General features: G+C 68.0%; 16 protein-coding genes and 1 pseudogene. 12 read left to right on the top strand and 5 right to left on the bottom strand.

Annotated elements, in window-relative coordinates:
* Positions 1-75: 75 nt before the first annotated feature.
* Positions 76-1,296 (top strand): MFS transporter, encoded by a 1,221-nt coding sequence (locus tag NU688_RS06925; RefSeq protein WP_257859792.1) that lies wholly within the window; start codon positions 76-78, stop codon positions 1,294-1,296.
* A gap of 12 nt (positions 1,297-1,308) precedes the next feature.
* On the opposite strand, the gene NU688_RS06920 is transcribed toward NU688_RS06925, so the two are convergent.
* Positions 1,309-2,238: a LysR family transcriptional regulator gene (locus tag NU688_RS06920; protein WP_257859791.1), complete on the bottom strand. Its 930-nt coding sequence runs from the start codon at positions 2,236-2,238 to the stop codon at positions 1,309-1,311.
* Between the two features lie 241 nt (positions 2,239-2,479).
* Between NU688_RS06920 and NU688_RS06915 the strand changes: the two genes are divergently transcribed.
* The 10 genes and pseudogenes from NU688_RS06915 to NU688_RS06870 all read left to right on the top strand — a co-directional run.
* Positions 2,480-3,262, top strand: coding sequence for a 5-oxoprolinase subunit PxpA (locus NU688_RS06915; protein WP_257859790.1), 783 nt, complete (start codon positions 2,480-2,482; stop codon positions 3,260-3,262).
* A gap of 40 nt (positions 3,263-3,302) precedes the next feature.
* Positions 3,303-3,551, top strand: a complete 249-nt coding sequence (locus NU688_RS06910; protein WP_257859789.1) for an acetyl-CoA carboxylase — start codon at positions 3,303-3,305, stop codon at positions 3,549-3,551.
* A gap of 11 nt (positions 3,552-3,562) precedes the next feature.
* Positions 3,563-4,975 carry an acetyl-CoA carboxylase biotin carboxylase subunit gene (locus tag NU688_RS06905; protein WP_257859788.1) on the top strand — a complete coding sequence of 471 codons (1,413 nt, stop codon included), beginning with the start codon at positions 3,563-3,565 and terminating at the stop codon, positions 4,973-4,975.
* Positions 4,972-5,883: an allophanate hydrolase subunit 1 gene (locus NU688_RS06900; RefSeq protein ID WP_257859787.1), complete on the top strand. Its 912-nt coding sequence runs from the start codon at positions 4,972-4,974 to the stop codon at positions 5,881-5,883. Before NU688_RS06905 ends, NU688_RS06900 begins: the two co-directional genes overlap by 4 nt.
* A complete protein-coding gene (locus tag NU688_RS06895; RefSeq protein ID WP_257859786.1) occupies positions 5,873-6,850 on the top strand; it encodes a biotin-dependent carboxyltransferase family protein in 978 nt (325 codons plus the stop codon). The genes NU688_RS06900 and NU688_RS06895 overlap by 11 nt, the downstream gene beginning before the upstream one ends.
* Positions 6,851-6,899: 49 nt before the next feature.
* Positions 6,900-7,982: a TMAO reductase system periplasmic protein TorT gene (torT, locus tag NU688_RS06890; protein ID WP_257859785.1), complete on the top strand. Its 1,083-nt coding sequence runs from the start codon at positions 6,900-6,902 to the stop codon at positions 7,980-7,982.
* A gap of 7 nt (positions 7,983-7,989) precedes the next feature.
* Positions 7,990-9,495: a sugar ABC transporter ATP-binding protein gene (locus tag NU688_RS06885; protein ID WP_257859784.1), complete on the top strand. Its 1,506-nt coding sequence runs from the start codon at positions 7,990-7,992 to the stop codon at positions 9,493-9,495.
* Positions 9,492-10,538 carry an ABC transporter permease gene (locus NU688_RS06880; protein WP_257859783.1) on the top strand — a complete coding sequence of 349 codons (1,047 nt, stop codon included), beginning with the start codon at positions 9,492-9,494 and terminating at the stop codon, positions 10,536-10,538. Before NU688_RS06885 ends, NU688_RS06880 begins: the two co-directional genes overlap by 4 nt.
* Before the next feature lie 35 nt (positions 10,539-10,573).
* Complete coding sequence (gene gabT / locus NU688_RS06875) at positions 10,574-11,845, top strand: 4-aminobutyrate--2-oxoglutarate transaminase (RefSeq protein WP_257859782.1); 1,272 nt, start codon at positions 10,574-10,576, stop codon at positions 11,843-11,845.
* A 49-nt stretch (positions 11,846-11,894) separates the two neighbouring features.
* Positions 11,895-12,131: pseudogene (locus tag NU688_RS06870) on the top strand (aldehyde dehydrogenase family protein); the annotation flags it as partial.
* A 4-nt stretch (positions 12,132-12,135) separates the two neighbouring features.
* Here the strand turns inward: NU688_RS06870 and NU688_RS06865 are convergent.
* The 4 genes from NU688_RS06865 to NU688_RS06850 are packed head-to-tail and all read right to left on the bottom strand — an operon-like array spanning position 12,136 to position 17,761.
* On the bottom strand, positions 12,136-12,687 hold the full coding sequence (locus NU688_RS06865; RefSeq protein WP_257859781.1) for a methylated-DNA--[protein]-cysteine S-methyltransferase: 552 nt from the start codon (positions 12,685-12,687) through the stop codon (positions 12,136-12,138).
* Positions 12,684-13,943: a YbfB/YjiJ family MFS transporter gene (locus NU688_RS06860; protein WP_257859780.1), complete on the bottom strand. Its 1,260-nt coding sequence runs from the start codon at positions 13,941-13,943 to the stop codon at positions 12,684-12,686. Before NU688_RS06860 ends, NU688_RS06865 begins: the two co-directional genes overlap by 4 nt.
* Positions 13,944-13,983: 40 nt before the next feature.
* Positions 13,984-17,055, bottom strand: coding sequence for an FAD-binding and (Fe-S)-binding domain-containing protein (locus NU688_RS06855; RefSeq protein WP_257859779.1), 3,072 nt, complete (start codon positions 17,053-17,055; stop codon positions 13,984-13,986).
* A 10-nt stretch (positions 17,056-17,065) separates the two neighbouring features.
* Positions 17,066-17,761, bottom strand: coding sequence for a GntR family transcriptional regulator (locus NU688_RS06850; protein ID WP_257859778.1), 696 nt, complete (start codon positions 17,759-17,761; stop codon positions 17,066-17,068).
* 121 nt (positions 17,762-17,882) lie between these two features.
* Between NU688_RS06850 and NU688_RS06845 the strand changes: the two genes are divergently transcribed.
* Positions 17,883-19,127 carry an alanine--glyoxylate aminotransferase family protein gene (locus tag NU688_RS06845; protein WP_257859777.1) on the top strand — a complete coding sequence of 415 codons (1,245 nt, stop codon included), beginning with the start codon at positions 17,883-17,885 and terminating at the stop codon, positions 19,125-19,127.
* The last annotated feature ends 103 nt before the right edge of the window (positions 19,128-19,230 follow it).

Below are 19,230 nucleotides of genomic sequence, written 5' to 3'. Positions count from 1 at the left end.
CTCGCAGGTCCGTAAACGGCCAGCGCCGGAGAGGGCTCGCGCGGAGGATCGGACTTTTCTTTCGAGCCTTGTCGCATGCCTTCCACCCTTCCCCGCTCTTTCCGCAATCTCGCGTGGTCCAACCTCGCGGCCCAATCGGCCGAGCAACTGAGCCTCGCGGCCGTGCCGCTGGTCGCGGTGCTGATGCTCGGCGCGGGGCCGGGCGAGATCGGCTTTCTCGCGGCGGTCCAGACCCTGCCTTTCCTGCTGGTCTCGATGCCGCTCGGGCTGCTGGCCGATCGCATGTCGCGCCAGCGGCTGATGGTGTGGGCGGAAGGCTTGCGCGCGGTGTCGCTGCTGGTGCTCCTTGCGATGGTGTTCGCGTCGAAGCTCAGCATCGCGTGGCTGGCCGTGCTCGGGTTTCTCGGCGCGGTGGGCACCGTGGGTTTCAGCGTCGCGGCACCGGCCCTGGTGCCTGCGCTCGTGCCCCGCGAAGCGCTGGCACTGGCCAACGGAAGGCTCGAGCTCGCACGCAGCGCGGCGTTCACCGCCGGGCCCGCGCTTGCGGGCGCGCTGGTCGCATGGGCGGGGGCTTCGGCCGCCTTTGTGCTGGCAGCGGTGCTGTCCGTCGCCGCCGTGGCCTTGCTGCTGCGGCTGACCGAAGCACCGCGCTCTTGCATCGCGCCGCGCCATCCGCTGCTCGAAGTGCGGGACGGCGCCCGCTTCGTCTGGCAGCACGAATTGCTGCGGCCGATGGCGATCACCGGCGCGGTCTTCAACATCTCATGGTTCGTGCTGCAGGCCGGCTATGTGCCCTATGCGGTGCGGGTGCTCGGGCTCGGCGCGCAGGCGGTGGGCTTCACGCTGGCGATGTACGGCGCGGGCATGGTGGCCGGTGCGCTATTGACGTCGCGCGTCGTGGCGCGGCTGCCCTTCGGCCGCGCCATCCAGGTCGGCCCCGCCGTCGCGGTGATCGCCGCGGGCGTGATGGCGGCCACGCTGGTCTTTCCTCTCGCATCGCTCGCCGCGCTGTCGTTCTTTCTCTTCGGCGCGGGCCCGATGGTCTGGGTGATCACCTCGACCACGCTGCGGCAAAGCGTCGTGCCTTCGACGATGCTGGGTCGCGTGTCGGCGGTGTTCCTCACGATCAACGCGGGCGCGCGGCCCATCGGCGCCGCGCTGGGTGGCGCCGTGGGCGCCGCATGGGGCGAGCCGGCCTGCCTGCTGCTCGCGCTCGCGGGCTTTGCGCTGCAGGCGCTGATCATCTTCGCGTCGCGCATCGCGACGCTGCATCGGCTGCCCGTGGCTGCGGCCTGACGGCGCCGCGCCTCAACTCCGGCTGCGCCCCTGCTGGCGCGCCGACGCCGGCTCCAGGAAGAGCTGGCGGAAGTACTCGCGAAAGGCAGTCATGGCCGGCGAGAACTCGATGCCCTGCTTCCAACCCAGCCCGATGTTCATCGTGGGCACGGCATCGCGCAGGTTGATGGTCTCGATGCGCTTGCCCTCCAGCGACCACGGGCGATAGACCATGTCCGACAGCACCGTCACGCCCAGCCCGTTGGCCACTGTGCTGCGCACCGCCTCCACCGAACTCGTGCGCAGCCGCACCTTGGGCTGGTGCGGCGTCTTGCTCCAGTACTTGAGCGCGGTGGCCGCGGCCTCGTCCACGGTAAGCATGATGTAGGGCTCGGCCGCCACGTCGGCCAGCGTCACCTCGGCCTTGTCCAGCAGCGGATGCTTGGCGGGGACCCACAGCCGGCGCTGCGAACCGAAGAAGGTCTCCAGTGAAAGTTCGCGCAGCACCACGTTCGAGGTGAGCACCACGCCGATGTCGTAGCGCTGCGTGATGAGGCCTTCCTCGATGGCCTCGCGCGCCACCTCGTGCACCTTCACCGTGACCTGCGGATGCAACTGCTCGAAGCGCTGCAGGTGGTGCGGCAGGAAGTAGCCCAGCACCGTGTAGCTCGCGGCAATGGTCAGCGAGCCCTCGACGTTCTCGCCCTCGTGCGGCATGCGGATCGCTTCGTCCGCGGCCGAGAGCACCGCGTAGGCATGGCTCAGGAAGCGCCGGCCCGCCTTGGTGAGTTCCACGCCGTGGGGATGCCGCTCGAACAGCTGCTGCCCCAGCATCTCTTCCAGCTCCCGGATCGCGGTGGTCACGGCCGACTGCGAGATGTTGAGCTGCAGCGCCGCATGCGAGATGCGCCCCACCTCGGCCACGGCCGAAAAATACTTGAGCTGGCGAAGGGTCAGGGACATGGTGCAGCCTTCCTAGGGTATTTCCGGATGCGCTGCCGGTGGCCACCGTTGCGCGCAAACCCGATATCGAAGAATCGCATCCCTACAGCGTAGCGCCCATTCCGCGGCATCGCAGCATCTGTTTTTCAGATACCGCGTCGCCTGAAAACAATGCTTTTCAGTCTTTTGGCCGCTCACTAATCTTCGCTCCGTCCTGCATTGCCGGCTTCCGGCGATCCCAACCAAACAAAGGCTGCGCGACGTGAAGAAAACGCTGATCGATCTGAACTCCGACATGGGCGAAGGCTTCGGCCCGTGGACCATCGGCGATGGCGTCGACGAAGAACTGATGCCGCTCATCAGCTCGGCCAACATCGCGACCGGCTTCCATGCAGGCGATCCGAACATCATGCAGAAGATGGTGCTGCTGGCCCAGAAGCACGGCGTGGGCATCGGCGCGCACCCCGGCTTTCGCGACCTCGTGGGCTTCGGGCGCCGGCACATCAACGCACCGGCCGACGAGTTGGTGAACGACATGGTCTACCAGCTGGGCGCGCTGCGCGAGTTCGCGCGCCTCGCGGGCATGACGCTGCAGCACATCAAGCCGCACGGCGCGCTCTACATGCATGCGGCGCGCGACGAAGCGCTGTCGCGTGCGCTGGTCACCGCCCTGCAGCGGATCGAGCCCACGCTGCGCCTGTTCTGCATGGAGTCGTCCGTCACATTCCGGGTGGCGCGCGAGCTCGGCCAGCCGGTGGTGCGCGAGTTCTATGCGGATCGCGATTACGACCTGAGCGGCTCCATCGTCTTCACCCGCCGCGTCGGCGCACTCGAACCCGATGCGGTGGCCGCCAAGGTGCTGCGCGCCTGCACCGAGGGCGTGGTGCGCACGGTCGAGGGCAAGGATATTGCTATCGGATTCGACTCGGTCTGCATCCACAGCGACACGCCCGGCGCACTTGCGCTGGTGCAGGCCACGCGGCGCGCCCTTGCCGAGCACGACATCCACGTCACCGGTCCTGCCGGTCTTGCCACGCCAGCCTGAGTCTTCCCCCGTTTCCCGTTCTTGTTCCAGGAGTGCATCGATGTCCGCTACCCATGAAGTCCTGAGCCCGCTGCCGGGCACCTTCTACCGCCGCTCGGCGCCCGACGCGCCGCCTTTCAAGGCCGAGGGCGACACGGTGGCCGTGGGCGACGTGCTGGGCCTGGTCGAGGTGATGAAGCAGTTCAGCGAAGTGACGGCCGATGCGGCCGGGCGCATCGTGCGCTTTGCGGTCGAGAACGCCGAGCCGGTCGATCCGGGCCAGGTGCTGGCCGTCATCGAAGCGGTGTGAGGCCGGAGCCCATGAAGAACGCTGCATTCGACAAACTGCTCGTCGCCAACCGCGGCGAGATCGCGGTGCGCATCATCCGCGCCGCCAAGGAACTGGGGCTCAAGACCGTCGCCGTCTACAGCGACGCCGATGCGCAGAGCCTGGCTGTTCGCATGGCCGACGAGGCCGTGCGCATCGGCCCGGCGCATGCCACCAAAAGTTACCTGAGCGCGGACGCGATCCTGCAGGCCGCGGCCGACAGCGGCGCGGGCGCCGTGCATCCGGGCTACGGATTCCTCTCGGAAAACGCCGACTTCGCCGAGCGCATCGAGGCGGCCGGCCTGGTGTTCGTCGGCCCGACGCCGCACGCGATCCGCACCATGGGCGACAAGGCCGCCGCACGCGCCGCCGCCATGAAGGCCGGCGTGCCCACCGTGCCCGGCAGCGCCGGCGTCGTGACCGACTCGGACACCGCCGTCGAAGTGGCAAGAGACATCGGCTACCCGATCATGATCAAGGCCTCGGCCGGCGGCGGCGGGCGCGGCATCCGCGTGGCGCACGACGAGGCCGAGCTGCGCCAGCAGTTCGCCACCGCCACGGCCGAGGCACTGGCCGCCTTCGGCAACGGCGAGGTGTACCTGGAGCGCTTCATCCGCCAGGCCCGCCACATCGAGGTGCAGATCCTGGGCGACGGGCAGCGCGTGGTGCACTGCTTCGAGCGCGAATGCTCGCTGCAGCGCCGCCGCCAGAAGGTCTGGGAAGAAGCGCCTTCGGCCGCCATCAACGAGGCCACGCGCGCCGCGCTCTGCGAATCGGCATTGCGGCTCGCCAACGCGGTGGCCTACCGTGGCGCGGGCACGCTCGAATACCTGTACGACGACGACACGCGCGAGTTCTTCTTCATCGAGATGAACACCCGCATCCAGGTCGAGCACCCGATCACCGAGATGATCACGGGCATCGACCTGGTGAAGGAAATGCTGCGCATCGCGCTGGGCCAGCCGCTGCGGTTGAAGCAGGAAGACATCCGCCTGACCGGCGCCGCCATCGAGGTGCGCATCAACGCGGAAAACGCGGCGAAGAACTTCATGCCGAGCCCGGGGCTGGTCTCGCAGCTCGTGGTGCCGGGCGGCCCGGGCGTGCGCTTCGACACCATGCTGTTCCCCGGCTACACCGTGCCCGCGTATTACGACTCGCTGCTCGGCAAGCTGATCGTGCACGACACCGACCGCGCCGGCGCGCTGGCCCGCATGCGGCGCGCACTCGACGAGCTGCAGGTCGAAGGCATCCACACCACGATCCCGCTGCACCGCGCGCTGTGCGAAGACGCCAACGTGGCCAGGGCCGCGTTCCACACCGGCTTTCTCGAAACCTGGCTCGCGGCGAATCCGCTGGCCGACGCTGCGCCACTTGTCCCTGTCTCGAAAGCGAAGGTGCCTGCATGACTGCCGCAACCACCCTCCCCGCCCAGGCCCGCTACAGCTTCGGCGGCGACGAGCACCTGTTCGTCGAGATCAGCGAAGAGATGTCGCTGCCGGCCTTCTTCAAGGGCATGGCCATCTGCAACGAACTGCGGCACCGTGCAGAGGCCGGCGAGATCGCGGGCGTCACCGAGATCTGCCCCGCCAACGCCGCGTACCTCGTGCGCTTCGACCCCGACGTGATCGCGCCCGACGCATTGCTCGCCACGCTGAAAGAGATCGAAGCAGGCCTGGGTGAAGCCGATCTGCAGATGCAGACCCGCATCATCGAAGTGCCGGTGCTCTACAACGACCCGTGGACGCACGAGACGCTGATGCGCTTTCGCGAGCGCCACCAGGACCCGTCGAGCACCGACATCGAGTACGCCGCGCGCATCAACGGCCACGCCTCGGTCGATGCCTTCATCGAGGCACATTCGTCGGCGCCTTGGTTCGTGTCGATGGTCGGCTTCGTGGCCGGGCTGCCCTTTCTCTTCCAGATGGTCGAGCGCGAGCGCCAGATCCAGGTGCCCAAGTACCTGAGCCCGCGCACCGACACGCCCAAACTCACGCTCGGCCACGGCGGCTGCTTCAGCTGCATCTACTCGGTGCGCGGCGCGGGCGGCTACCAGATGTTCGGCGTCACGCCCGCGCCGATCTTCGATCCGGCCCAGCGGCTGTCCTACCTGAAGGACCTGATGGTGTTCTTCCGGCCCGGCGACATCGTCAAGTGGAAGCCCATCGACCGCGCCGAATACGACCGGCAGATCACCGAGGTCGAGGCCGGCACCTACACGCTGCGCATCGCACCGGTGTCGTTCTCGCTCAAGGAATTCCTGGCCAACCCCGACGGCTACAACCAACAGCTCCTGAAGGTGCTCCATGGCGATTGAAGTGCGCAAACCCGGCCTTGCGACCAGCGTGCAGGACGCGGGCCGCCCCGGCTACTACAACCTGGGCATTCCGCTGTCGGGCGCGCTCGACCAGCAGAGCCTGGTGCTCGCGAATCTGCTGGTCGGCAACGACGAGGGCGCGGCCGTCATCGAAAGCACGCTGCTCGGGCCCGAGTTGCAATTCGATGCGCCCGCGCTCGTGGCCGTGACCGGTGCCGAGGCGAAGATCAAGCTCAACGGCAACGAGATGCCGCGCAACGAATCCTTCGCGGTGCAGGCCGGCGACACGCTGGGCTTCGATTTCATGAAGCTCGGCGCGCGCATGTGCATCGCGGTGGCCGGCGGCATCGACGTGCCGGTGGTGCTGGGCAGCCGCTCGACCTATGGGCTCGGCGCCTTTGGTGGCTTCAACGGCCGCAAGCTGCTGGCCGGCGACAGGCTGCCCGTCGGCACGCCCTCTTCCAGCGCCCGGCCGGGCCGCAAGGTCGATGCGGCGTTGCTGCCGGTGCTTGCCAAGGAGGTCGCGTTGCGCGTGCTGCCCGGCATCTACTTCCATCGGCTGCAGGATGTGTCGGTAGAGAGCTTCTTCGCCGACACCTGGACCGTCGGCTCCGAGGCCGACCGCATCGGCTACCGCTACAAGAACGGCACGGCGCTGAAGTTCCTCGACCGCGAGCCGCCGTTCGGCGCGGGTGACGACCCTTCGAACATCGTCGATGCGGGCTACCCCTACGGCTCCATCCAGGTGCCGGGCGGGCGCGAGCCGATCATCCTGCACCGCGATGCGGTCTCGGGCGGCGGCTACGCGATGGTCGGCACGGTGATCAGCGCCGACATGGATCTGATCGCCCAGATGCAACCGAACCACAAGGCCCGCTTCGTCGAGGTCGACATGGCCGAGGCCTTGGAAGCCCGGACCGAGCGACGACGACGGCTCGATCGCCTGCGGGCCGCGCTCGCGGCCTGAGCAGAGTCCCCTCCCTTCTTTTTTTTCGCTGTCACCCAAGGAGTTCTTCATGAACAGTTCGCCCCTGCGCGTTTCATTGATCGTCGCCTCGCTCTCTGCCGCCATGCTGTGGCACGGCAGCGCCTCCGCGGCCGACTGGTTCCCCTACAAGGCCGAGGCCACCGAGCCCGCCTTCTCGGCCGAGGGCAAGAAGTCGCCCATCGACTACACCCCGCTCGCCAAGGCCTCGAAGAAGTGGGACATCTGCGTGTCGTTCCCGCACATGAAGGACGCCTACTGGCTCGGCGTGGACTACGGCGTGATCGAGGAAGCCCGGCGCCAGGGCGTGAAGCTGCAGGTGGCCGACGCGGGCGGCTACACCAACCTGGCCAAGCAGGTCTCGCAGATCGAGGACTGCGTGGCGCGCGGCGCCAACGCAGTCATCATCGGCGCGATCTCGGGCGACGGGCTCAACAACGTCATCAAGGCCACGGCCGCCAAGAAGGTGCCGGTGATCGACCTGGTCAACGGCATCAGCTCGCCCGACCTGTCGGCCAAGTCGCTCGTCTCGTTCTACACGATGGGCCATTCGACCGGCGAGTACCTCGCGAAGAAGCACCCGGCCGGCTCGCCGCCGGTGAAGGTGGGCTGGTTCCCCGGGCCGGCCGGCGCCGGCTGGGTCGAGGCCGCGCACAAGGGCTTCATGGAAGCGGTCAAGGGCAGCGCGGTGGTGGTGCTCGATCCGAAGTACGGCGACACCGGCAAGGAGGCGCAGAGCAAGCTGGTCGAGGACGTGCTGCAGGGCAACCCCGACCTCGCCTACGTCGCCGGCACGGCGGTGACCGCCGAAGCCGCCACCGGCATCCTGCGTTCGCGCAACCTCGACAAGAAGGTGCAGGTGCTTTCGTTCTACATGACGCCGGGCGTCTACGAGGGCATCCAGAAGGGCCGCATCGTGGCCTCGCCGGCCGACTCGATGGTGATCCAGGGCCGCATCGCGGTCGACCAGGCGGTGCGCCTGCTGGAGAACAAGGACGTGGTCAAGCACGTCGGCCCGAAGATCTTCGTGGTCGACAGCGGCAACATCAAGAGCGTGAAGCTCGATGACATCCTGCCGCCGCCGGGCTTCAAGCCGGTGTTCGAGGTCAAGTAAGCCCGTCATGGCGCCTGTGTTGCTGCAGACCATCGGCCTTGGGAAACGCTATCCGGGCGTGCTGGCGCTCGATGCGATGGATTTCGAACTGCGCGCCGGCGAGGTCCACGTGCTGTTCGGCGAGAACGGGGCCGGCAAGTCCACCCTGATCTCATTGCTGGCCGGTGCCAACACGCCCTCGGCCGGCGAAATCCGCATGCATGGCGAGCCCGTTCGGTTCTCGAATGTGCACGACGCCCGGCGCCACGGCATCAGCGCGGTGTTCCAGGAGTTCTCGCTGATTCCCACGCTCTCGGTGGCGCAGAACCTGAGCCTGGGCGAAGAGCCCTGCAAAGGCGGCCTGCTCGACCGCGGCGCGGTGCGCGAACGTGCCCGCGCGATGCTCGCCGACCTGGGCTTCGACATCGACGTCGATGCGCCTGTCTCGGGCCTCACGCGCGCGCAGCAGCAGATGGTGGAAATCGCCAAGGGCCTGCGCGGCGAGGTGTCGGTACTGATCCTGGACGAACCGACCGCCTCGCTGACCGGCACCGAGACGCAGCGCCTGTTCGAACTCGTCGCGCGGCTCAAGGCGCGCGGCGTGGGCATCGTCTACATCTCGCACCGCATGCAGGAGATCGCGCAGATCGCCGACCGCATCACGGTGCTGCGCGACGGTCGCAAGGTCACGACCGTGGAGGCCCATGCGACGAGCGCCGACCGGCTGATCGAGCTGATGAGCGGCCGCGCCATCGAGCAGATTTACCCGCGTATCGCGGCCAATCCCGGCGAGGTGGTGCTGCAGGTCGAGGGGCTGAGTTCGCCCAACGGCGTGCGCAACGCGAGCCTTGTGGTGCGGCGCGGTGAAGTGGTCGGGCTCGCGGGCCTGGTCGGCTGCGGCAAGTCCGAGTTGTTCCGTGCGATCTACGGGCTCGATGCTGTGAGCGAAGGCCGCGTGCTCTTCAAGGGCCAGTTGCGCACCGGCGCGAAGGTGCGCCGGTTGCTCGACGATGGCCTCTTCTATCTGCCACCGGACCGCAAAGGCGAAGGATTGGTGCTGGGCTTCACGTCGCGCGCCAACATCACCCTGCCCCTGGTGCACGGGCCACTGCGCGGTCGCGGCGGATGGCTGCGCCAGCGCCTCGGACGCCGGCTTTCCACGGCCGCCGCCGAGCGCGTGGAGCTCGCGCCGCGCAACCTGGAGCGCCCGGTCGCACTGCTCTCGGGCGGCAACCAGCAGAAGGTGTTGTTCGGAAAAGGCATGACGCGCGACGCCGCGCTCTATGTGTTCGACGAACCCACGGTCGGCGTGGACGTCGGCACCCGCAGCGCGCTCTACCAGGTGATCAAGAAGCTCTGCGAAGGCGGCGCGGCGGTGGTCGTGATCTCGTCCGACCTGCCCGAGGTGCTGCACCTGAGCCACCGTGTCTATGTGATGTGCCGCGGCGAGATCGCCGGCGAACTGCACGGCGACGCGATCAGCGAGACCCGCGTACTCAACCTGTTTTTCGGTTCCAGCGAAAGAAAGCCATGACTCCGTCTTCCACCGTCGCCGCCACCGCGGCGCCCGCGCCCGGCCCCGGCGCCCGCTTGCTCGGCCTGCTGCGCGCGCTGTTCCTGCGGCTGGGCGTGCTGCCCTTCATGCTGGTGATCGCCTTCGTGGTGTTCAGCACGCTGTCGGACCAGTTCCTCACCGTGCAGAACCTGGTGAACCTGCTGCGCCAGTCGGTCTACCTCATCCTGGTGTCGATGGGGCAGATGCTCGCGCTGGTGACCGGTGGCTTCGATCTCTCGGTGGGCACCGTGATGGCCATCACCTCGGTGGTCTCCGCACTCGCGATGCAGTTCTTCGGCGCCGCGCTGCCCGACGCGACCTGGGTGGTCGTGATCGCCGGCTGCGCCTGCGGGCTGCTCGCGGGGTTGACGGTGGGATTGATCAACGGCATCGGCGTGGCCTTCATCGGCGTCTCGCCCTTCATCGTGACGCTGGGCGTGCAATCCATCGGCTTCGGCTTCGCGCTGTTCCTCACGGGCGGCGTGCCGGTGTCGGGCATGCCCGGCGAGTTCAGCGAGCTGTTCGGCTTCGGCACGCTGCTCGGGGTGCCGATACCGATCCTGGTCACGGCCGTGTGCGTGGCCGGCATGGGCGTGCTCATGGGCCGCATGCCGACCGGCACGCACCTGCTCGCGGTGGGCGGCAACGCCAAGGCCGCGGCGCTCTCGGGCATCGACACCCGCCGCGTGCTGCTGATGGCCTACCTGCTGTGCGCGGGCCTTGCGGCCGTGAGCGGCCTGCTGCTGACGGCGCGCGTGGAAACCGGCGAGGCCAACCTGGGCGGCACCGTGGCGCTCGAATCCATCGCCGCCTGCGTGATCGCGGGCGTGAGCCTGCGCGGCGGCATCGGACGGGTGCCCAACGTGGTGATGGGCGCCATCTTCATCGGCCTGGTGCAGAACGGCATGAACCTGGCGAGCGTCGGCTCATACCTGCAGATGGTGGTGCTGGGCGCGCTGCTGATCGTGGCCGTGGTGGCCGACCAGATCCGCCATCGCATGGTGGCGCCGGGCAGCCACTGAGCGCTGGAAGACAAGACACAAAACAAGGAACTCGCATGACTCTCAAGACCAACGCCGCCATCGACGCGCGCCGCATCGCTGCCACGCCGCGCGGCATCGGCATCGGCTTTCCGATCTATGCGGAACGCGCGCTCAATGCCGAGCTGTGGGACGTGGAAGGCCGGCGCTACATCGACTTCGGCTCGGGCATCGCGGTGCTCAACACCGGCCACCGGCATCCGCGCGTGGTCGAGGCGATCCGCGCGCAACTCGACCGTTTCACCCACACCGCCTACCAGGTGGTGCCGTATGAAAGCGTGGTCTCTCTGGCCGAGCGCCTCAACCGGCTGACGCCCGGCACGCATGCCAAGAAAACCGCCTTCTTCACGACGGGTGCCGAAGCGGTGGAGAACGCCATCAAGATCGCCCGCGCCGCAACGCGCCGCCCCGGCGTGATCGCGCTGGGCGGCGGCTTCCACGGCCGCACCTTCATGGGCATGGCGCTCACCGGCAAGGTGGTGCCGTACAAGACCGGCTTCGGCCCCTTCCCCGGCAGCATCTTCCATGTGCCCGCGCCGATCGCGCTGCACGGCGTGTCAGTGGACGATTCGCTGCGCGCCATCGAGCAGCTGTTCAAGGCCGACATCGAGCCCGAGCAGGTGGCCGCGATCATCCTGGAGCCGGTGCAGGGCGAAGGCGGCTTCTACGCCGCGCCGCCCGAGTTCATGCGTGCGCTGCGCAAGATCTGCGACCGCCACGGCATCCTGCTGATCGCCGACGAGATCCAGACCGGCTTCGCGCGCACCGGCAAGTGGTTCGCCATGGAGCACTACGACGTCGTGCCCGACCTCATGACCATGGCCAAGAGCCTGGCGGGCGGCACGCCGCTGTCGGCCGTTTGCGGCCGCGCCGATCTCATGGATGCGCCGGCACCGGGCGGGCTCGGCGGCACCTACGCCGCCAATGCGCTGGCCATTGCATCGGCGCATGCGGTGCTCGACGTGATCGAGGAAGAAAAGCTCTGCGAACGCGCGCAGGTGCTGGGCGACCGGCTCAAGGTGCGCCTCGAGGCACTGCGCGCGAAGGTGCCGCAGATCTGCGACGTGCGCGGCCTCGGCGCCATGGTGGCGGTCGAGTTCGCCGGGGCCGACGGCGCCCCCGACCCCGCCTTCACGAAGCAGGTGCAAACCCGGGCGCGCGACGCGGGTTTGCTGCTGCTGACTTGCGGCGTGCATGCCAATGTGGTCCGCTTCCTCTTCCCGCTGACCATCGAGGATGCGGTGCTCGAGGAAGGCCTGGACATCCTCGCCGCCGCCCTTCAATCCTGAGACACCCCATGCCGTTGAAGCTCAAAGATCCGGCCCTGCTACGCGCCGCGACGACACCGAGTTCGGCCTGGCCGCGTACTTCCATGCGCGCGACATCGGCCGCATCATGCGGGTGGCCGGGGCGCTGGAGTCGGGCATCGTGGGCGTGAACACCGGGCTGGTCTCCACGGCCGAGGCACCCTTCGGCGGCGTGAAGCAATCGGGCCTCAGGCGCGAAGGCTCCAAGTACGGGCTCGACGACTTCCTCGAAGTGAAGTACGTGTGCCTCGCGGGGCTGGACAAGTGATTCGCTAGAACAGCGACGCCATTCCGTTCGGCCGCGCGTCCTCGATGCCGAGCATGCGCAGCTTGGTCAGCGCGCCGCCGCCAGCCGAAAACCCGCCGGGCTTGTTGCCCGCCGCGAGCACGCGGTGGCAGGGCACCACGGGTGCGAAGGGGTTGTGGCCCATGGCCTGCCCCACGGCGCGCGACAGCCCCTTGTCGCCAAGCTCCTCGGCAATCTCGCCGTAGGTGCGCGTCTGCCCCGGCGGAATGCTGCGCGCGATGGCGTAGATGCGCTGGTGAAACTCCGAGACGCCGCGCATGTCGAGCAAGATGTGCGTCAGGTCGTCGTGCACGCCGTGCAGCAGGCCCTGGATGGCAACGATGGCGCGTTGCGCCATGTCGTTCGGCAGAGCTTCGTGCAGGTCTGGAAAGCGGTGCCGCATGCGCGCCCGCGTGGCCGGCTCGCCATCGTCGGCGGGCAGTTGTATGCCGACCAGTCCATGCGGCCCCCAGGCCAGCGCGCACATGCCGATGGTGGTTTCGAACAGTGCGAAGCCGGTGTCGTCTTGTTCCGTCATCCGATCTCCTTCAACGCATGCTGGCGCGATGCCAGCACCGCACCGAGCCACAGCGCGATCGCCGAAGCCACCAGCCCGCGAGCGAGGCCGCCCGGGCCGTCCGATATCCAGCCCGTCACCGTCGGCCCGACGATCTGCCCGAGCGCGAAGACGATGGTGAACAGGCTGATGCCCTGCGCCCAGCGTGCCGGTGGCAGGTTGTGGCGCACCAGTGCGGTGGTCGACGCCACCACCGACAGGAACACCCCACCGAACAGCACGCCCGAGGCGAGCGCCACCGGCGCCGAGGGGCTGAGCACCGGCAGCAGCGTGGCCACGCCGAGCAGCCCGTTCAGCAGCGCCTGCGGCTGGCCGCCGCGGTAGCGGTCGAGCAGCCCGGCCCACAGCCGCGACGAGGCCACGCAGGCGATACCCAGCAAGGCGTAGAACAAGGTGACGAAGCCGGCGCTGGCGCCCTGCTCCCGCAGCAGCGCGATCACGAAGGTCATGTAGCCGATGTAGCCCATGCCGAAGAGCGCGTAGCCCGCGAGGGCCCAGCCGAAGTGGCGCAATGCGACGGGAGCTGCCTCAGTCGCGATCGCGGCCGACGGCGTTGCCGAGACCTGAGGGTCCGGCATTGCGCGCCCCGCCCAGGCCAGCAAACAAGTCGCGGCTGCGCTTGCGAGCGCCAATGCCCACCATGCCCAGGTCCAGCCGTGCGGCACATCGGACGCCGCGCGCAGCACCTGCGGCACGAGCAGCGCCGACAGCAGGATGCCGAAGCCGGTGCCGCCGTAGTAGATGCCCAGCAGCAGCCCACTGCGTGAGGCCCCGGTCCGCGCATCCGCTTCACCGAGCCGCGCGGCCAGCAGCCCGCCCGCCACGAACACCCAGGCACTGGCCACGCCAGCCAGCAGGCGCTGCAGCAGCAAGGCCGGCGCATCGGTCACGAAGCCGCTGCCCGCCATGAACACACTGGCCAGCACCGCGCCGACGATCAGGAGCCGCGTCACCCCGAAGCGCCGCATCAGCGCCGGCGTGACCAGCGCACCGGCGAGGTAGCCGACCGCGTTGGCGGTGTTCATGCCGCCGGCCAGCGCGTAGCTCCAGCCGAGGTCGGCGCGCATCGGCGGCAGCAGCAATGCGTAGGCGAAACGGGTGATGCCGAGCGACACGGCCGCGCCCATCGACAGCGCGAACGCCAGGCGCAGCGTGGGCTGCGCGCGAAGGGAGGGAGAAGTGAAGGTGGTCGACATCGGATCGGGCGGCGCAGCCATTTTGCGGCAGCCCGCGCGATCCTGCCCACGGGCCAGCCGGTTACCGCACCACGAGGTCCGACTTCAGCAGATGGCGCGCCAGCAGCACCGCCACATGCACTGCCTCGCGCTGCGCGCCGTCGCCGATCTGGTGGCGGCAGCTGGTGCCATCGGCCACCACCACCGCATCGGGCTTGGCGCGGATGGCCGGCAGCAGGCTCGCCTCGGCCATCTGCATCGAGACGTCGAAATGGCTTGCCTCGTAGCCGAAGCTGCCGGCCATGCCGCAGCAGGAGCTTTCGATCAGCTCGGGCTCGGCGCCGGGAATGAGCTTGAGCACCTCCATGATCGGGCTCACCGCGCCGAAGGCTTTCTGATGGCAATGGCCGTGCAGGAGGATCGGCGCCGTGGACGGCTTCAGCGCCAGCGCGAAGCGGCCGGCCTTGATTTCGCGTGCGATGAATTCCTCGAACAGCAGCGCCTGCTTCGCCACGGTCAGCGCCTTGTCGCCGAAGCCCATCACCAGCGTCTCGTCGCGCAGCGTGAGCAGGCACGAAGGCTCCAGGCCGACAATGGGAATGCCCGCTTGCGCGAGCGGCAGCAGCGCATCGATCAGCGCCCCGGCGCGCACCTTGGCCTCTTCCACCATGCCGCTCGCTAGGAAAGTCCGGCCGCAGCAATGGTGGCCGCCGCTTTTCTCGACCGTGTGCAGCACATAGCCCGCGGCTTCGAGCACGCGCGCCGCCGCAAAGGCGTTCTCGCTCTCGAAGGTGCCGTTGAAGGTGTCGACGAAAAGCACCGCCGCCTTGCCACCCCGCGCTGCCACCGACAGCACCGAGGCTTGGTCGGCGAACAGGCCGGGCTCATTGCCCTTCGCGCGCCAGAAGGTGTCGCTGCGCCATTCGGGCAACGAGCGCTTCGCCGAAAAGCCCAGCAGCTTTTCGCCAAGCCACGCCGCGCCGGGCACGTTGTTGCGCAGGTTCAGCAGCCACGGCATGCGGCTCGCCCTGTGCGCGTAGTCGGGCATGTAGGCAACCAGCTTGTCTTTCAGCGTGTGGCCGTGGCGCTTCTTGTAGTGATCGAGAAACTCGATCTTCATCTTCGCCACGTCCACGCCCGTCGGGCAATCGCGCTTGCAGCCCTTGCAGCCGACGCACAGGTCCATGGTCTCGTGCATGGCCTCGCTGGTGAACGCATCGGCGCCGAGCTGGCCCGAGAGCGCGAGGCGCAGCGTGTTGGCGCGACCACGCGTGAGATGCTGTTCGTCGCGCGTCACGCGGTAGCTCGGGCACATGGTGCCGGCATCGAACTTGCGGCAGTGGCCGTTGTTGTTGCACATCTCCACGGCCTTGGCGAGGCCGCCGGTGCTGTCGCCGCCGGTGCCGGGCGCGGTGGTCACCTCGGTCACCGGGTCGGCGTTGACGTTCCAGGCCGACCAGTCGAGCACCGGCTTGAGCTCGATGCGGCGGTACGGCTTCGGGGCCGTGGGCGGCGCAAAGCGAAACAGCGAGCCGTCGTCCATGCGCGGCGGGTCGATGATCTTGCCGGGGTTGAACAGGTCGATCGGGTCCAGCTTCTTCTTGATCGCGCGAAAGGCCTCGTTGATGGCCGGGCCGAACTGCCATTCGATCCACTCGCCGCGGCAGAGGCCATCGCCGTGCTCGCCGCTGAACGCGCCCTTGTACTTGCGCACCAGCGCGCTGGCCTCTTCGGCAATGGCGCGCATCTTCGTGGCACCGTCGGCCCGCATGTCGAGGATCGGCCGCACATGCAGCGTGCCGACCGACGCATGCGCGTACCAGGTGCCACGGCTGCCGTGCTTCGCAAACACCTCGGTCAGCGCATCGGTGTATTCGGCCAGGTGTTCGAGCGGCACCGCGCAGTCTTCGATGAAGCTCACCGGCTTGCCGTCGCCCTTGAGGCTCATCATGATGTTGAGGCCCGCCTTGCGCACTTCCCACAGGTTCTTTTGACGCGCGTCATCGGGCATTTCGACCACGCTGCCGGGCAGGCCCAGGTCGCCCATCAGTTCGATGAGTTGCTTCAGCTGCGGCAGCAATGCGGTTTTGTCGGCGCCGGAGAACTCGACCAGCAGGATGGCTGCGGGCTTGCCGATCAGCGCGGTTTCCACCGTCGGCTTGAAAGCGGGGTTCGCCAGGCTCAGCTCGATCATCGTGCGGTCGACCAGCTCCACCGCCGTCGGCCCGAGCTTCACGATGTGTTGCGCCGCATCCATGGCCGCATGGAAGGTCGGGAAATTCACGATGCCCAGCACCTTCGCGCGCGGCAGCGGCGCGAGCTTGAGCTTCAGGCTCTTGGTGTACGCGAGCGTGCCTTCGGAACCGATCAGCAGGTGCGCAAGGTTCACGCTGCCATCGGCGGTGTACGGCTTCTCGCTCTGGTTGTCGAAGATGTCGAGGTTGTAGCCGGCCACGCGGCGCATCACCTTGGGCCAGTGTTCGGCCATCGCATCGTGGTGCTGCCGCGCGAGGCCGCGCACGAACTGCGCGATGCCGGCCGCGCGCACGCCGAGCGTTCCCACCGGTCCGAACTCGACCAGCTCGCCGTTCGACAGCCACGCGCTCGCGCCCAGCACGTTGTGCACCATGTTCCCGTAGGCGATGGAGCGGGAACCACAGGAGTTGTTGCCCGCCATGCCGCCCAGCGTGGCCTGCGCGCTGGTCGAGACATCGACCGGATACCAGAGCCCGAGCGGCTTGAGCTTTGCGTTCAGGTGATCGAGCACGAGGCCGGGCTCGACAGTCGCCGTGCCCTCTTCCACGTTCACGTCGAGCACGCGCCGGAAATGCTTGCTGTTGTCGATGACCAGCGCCGCGCCCGTGGTCTGGCCGCACTGGCTGGTGCCGCCGCCGCGCGCCAACACCGGCACCTTGAGGTCGCGTGCGATATCGATGGCGGTCGCGATGTCTTTGTCGTTCGTCGGCACGAAGGCGCCGACCGGCGTGATCTGGTAAATCGACGCGTCGGTGGCATAGCGCCCGCGCGAGCCGTCGTCGAACAGCACCTCGCCTTGCGTCTCGGCGCGCAGCCGGCGCGAGAGCAGCTCGCAGGTGTCGTTGGGCGGAAGAACGGTTCCGGCTGGCTGCATGTGGCTGGCGGGATCGATGCGCATGATGTGGGCGTCAGTTCGCTTTGTTGATTTGGGGATAGATCTCGCCCGCGCGCAGCAGCTCCAGCACCGTGTCGCGCTTGCGCAGCACATGCGCGATGAGCACCTTGCGCATCGCCTGCGCATCGCGCGCGGCCAGCGCCTGGATCATCTGTTCGTGCTCGTCGACCGCGTGCTTCCACTTGGTCTCGTTCTGGTTGGTGCGAAAGCGCAGCGACTGCACCCGCGCATTGATCGAGCGGTAGGTGCCCGCGAGCACCGGGTTGCCGGCGGCCTCGTTGATGGCCGTGTGGATGCGCGCATTCAGCCGGTAGTAGCCCGAGAGATCGCGCCGCGAAAAGCAGGCCAGCATCTCGTAGTGCAGCGCGCGCACCTCGGCCAGCTCTTCGTCGGTGATGCGCTTGGCGGCCAGCTCGCCCGACATGCCCTCGAGCATCGCCAGCACCTCGAAGGTGTCGAGCACGTCGGCCTCGGTGAGCTTCACCGCCACCGCGCCGCGATTGGGCAACAGGTCGACCAACCCCTCGGCCGCGAGCAGCTTGATGGCTTCGCGCAGCGGGGTGCGCGAGACGCGCAATTGCTGGCAAAGCTCGCGCTCGTTGAGCTTGGCGCCCGGTGCGATGTGCCCTTCGACCAGCATGGTGCGAAGGCGCGCCGCGACCTGGTCGTGCAGCGCGAGCCTGGAGATTTCGATGATTTCAGCAGTCATGGGCTTTCCCTTTGAATGCATTTTGAATGCAAAAAATAGGCACCACAACCCCATCAATTAAGGGTAAACCATCAAACAAAAAAGCATTTTGAATGCAAAACTGAAAGCGAAAGGACAGTCCATGCTGCAACTCGACATCCATCCCACCGGCCGCCATTTCCTCCAGATTCCCGGTCCGAGCCCAGTGCCCGATCGCATCCTGCGGGCCATGAGCCTCCCCACCATCGACCACCGCGGGCCCGAGTTCGGCACGCTGGGCCTGAAGGTGCTCGGCGGCATCAAGCAGATCTTCAAGACGAAGCATCCGGTCGTGATCTACCCCGCTTCGGGCACCGGTGCCTGGGAGGCCGCGCTCGCCAACACGCTGAGCCCGGGCGACCACGTGCTCATGTACGAGACCGGACACTTCGCCTCGCTCTGGCAGAAGATGGCCACGCGCCTCGGCCTCTCGACCGAGTTCCTCGCGCTCGCCGGCACCGACGAGCACCTGCCGAATGCGCCGGGCTGGCGCCGCGGCGTGCAGGCCGAAGTCATCGAGGCGCGCCTTCGCAAGGACACCGAGAAGAAGATCAAGGCCGTGTGCGTGGTCCACAACGAGACCTCCACCGGCGTCACCTCCGACATCGCTTCGGTGCGCAAGGCCATCGATGCGGCCGGCCACCCTGCGCTCTTGATGGTCGACAGCATCTCGGGCCTCGCGAGCGCCGATTTCCGGCATGACGAATGGGGTGTGGACGTCACCATCAGCGGCTCGCAGAAGGGCCTGATGCTGCCGCCTGGCATCAGCTTCAACGCGCTCTCGCCGCGCGCGCTCGAAGTCTCCAAGACCGCGAAGCTTCCGCGCGCCTTCTGGGCCTGGGACGAGATCGTCGAGATGAACAAGGACGGCTACTGGCCCTACACGCCCAACACCAACCTGCTCTACGGCCTGTCGGAATCGCTCGACATGATCCTCGGCGAAGGCCTGGACAACGTGTTCGCACGCCACCAGCGCTGGGGTGCGGGCGTGCGCGCCGCAGTCAATGCGTGGGGCCTGCCGATCCAGTGCGCCGACCCGGCTGTGTACTCGCCCGTGCTCACCGGGGTGATCACGCCCGAAGGCGTCGATGCCGATGCGCTGCGCCGCCTGATCCATCAGCGCTTCGACCTCTCGCTCGGCACCGGCCTTGGCAAGCTCAAGGGCCGCATGTTCCGCATGGGCCATCTGGGCGACAGCAACGACCTGACGCTCGTGGCCATGGTCGCGGGCGTCGAGATGGGCATGAAGCTCACCGGCATCAAACTTGCAGGCAGCGGCGTGCAGGCGGCGATGGACCATTTCGCGAACCACGCGGCAGCGCCCGTCGGCTTGCAGAAAGCCGCGTAGGCCTGCGACACACCGGCCGCAACGCATCGCTCGAACGAGGCGGCGGCCTCCACCTTGCCGGACCTGTCAGCAGGCCGGCACGCATCGGACCCCCAACACCACG

This window comes from Variovorax sp. ZS18.2.2, from assembly GCF_024701975.1.
GTDB lineage: Bacteria > Pseudomonadota > Gammaproteobacteria > Burkholderiales > Burkholderiaceae_C > Variovorax.
The sequence above is the reverse complement of the archived record's forward strand: the minus strand, read 5'-3'. Positions and strand labels throughout refer to the sequence as shown.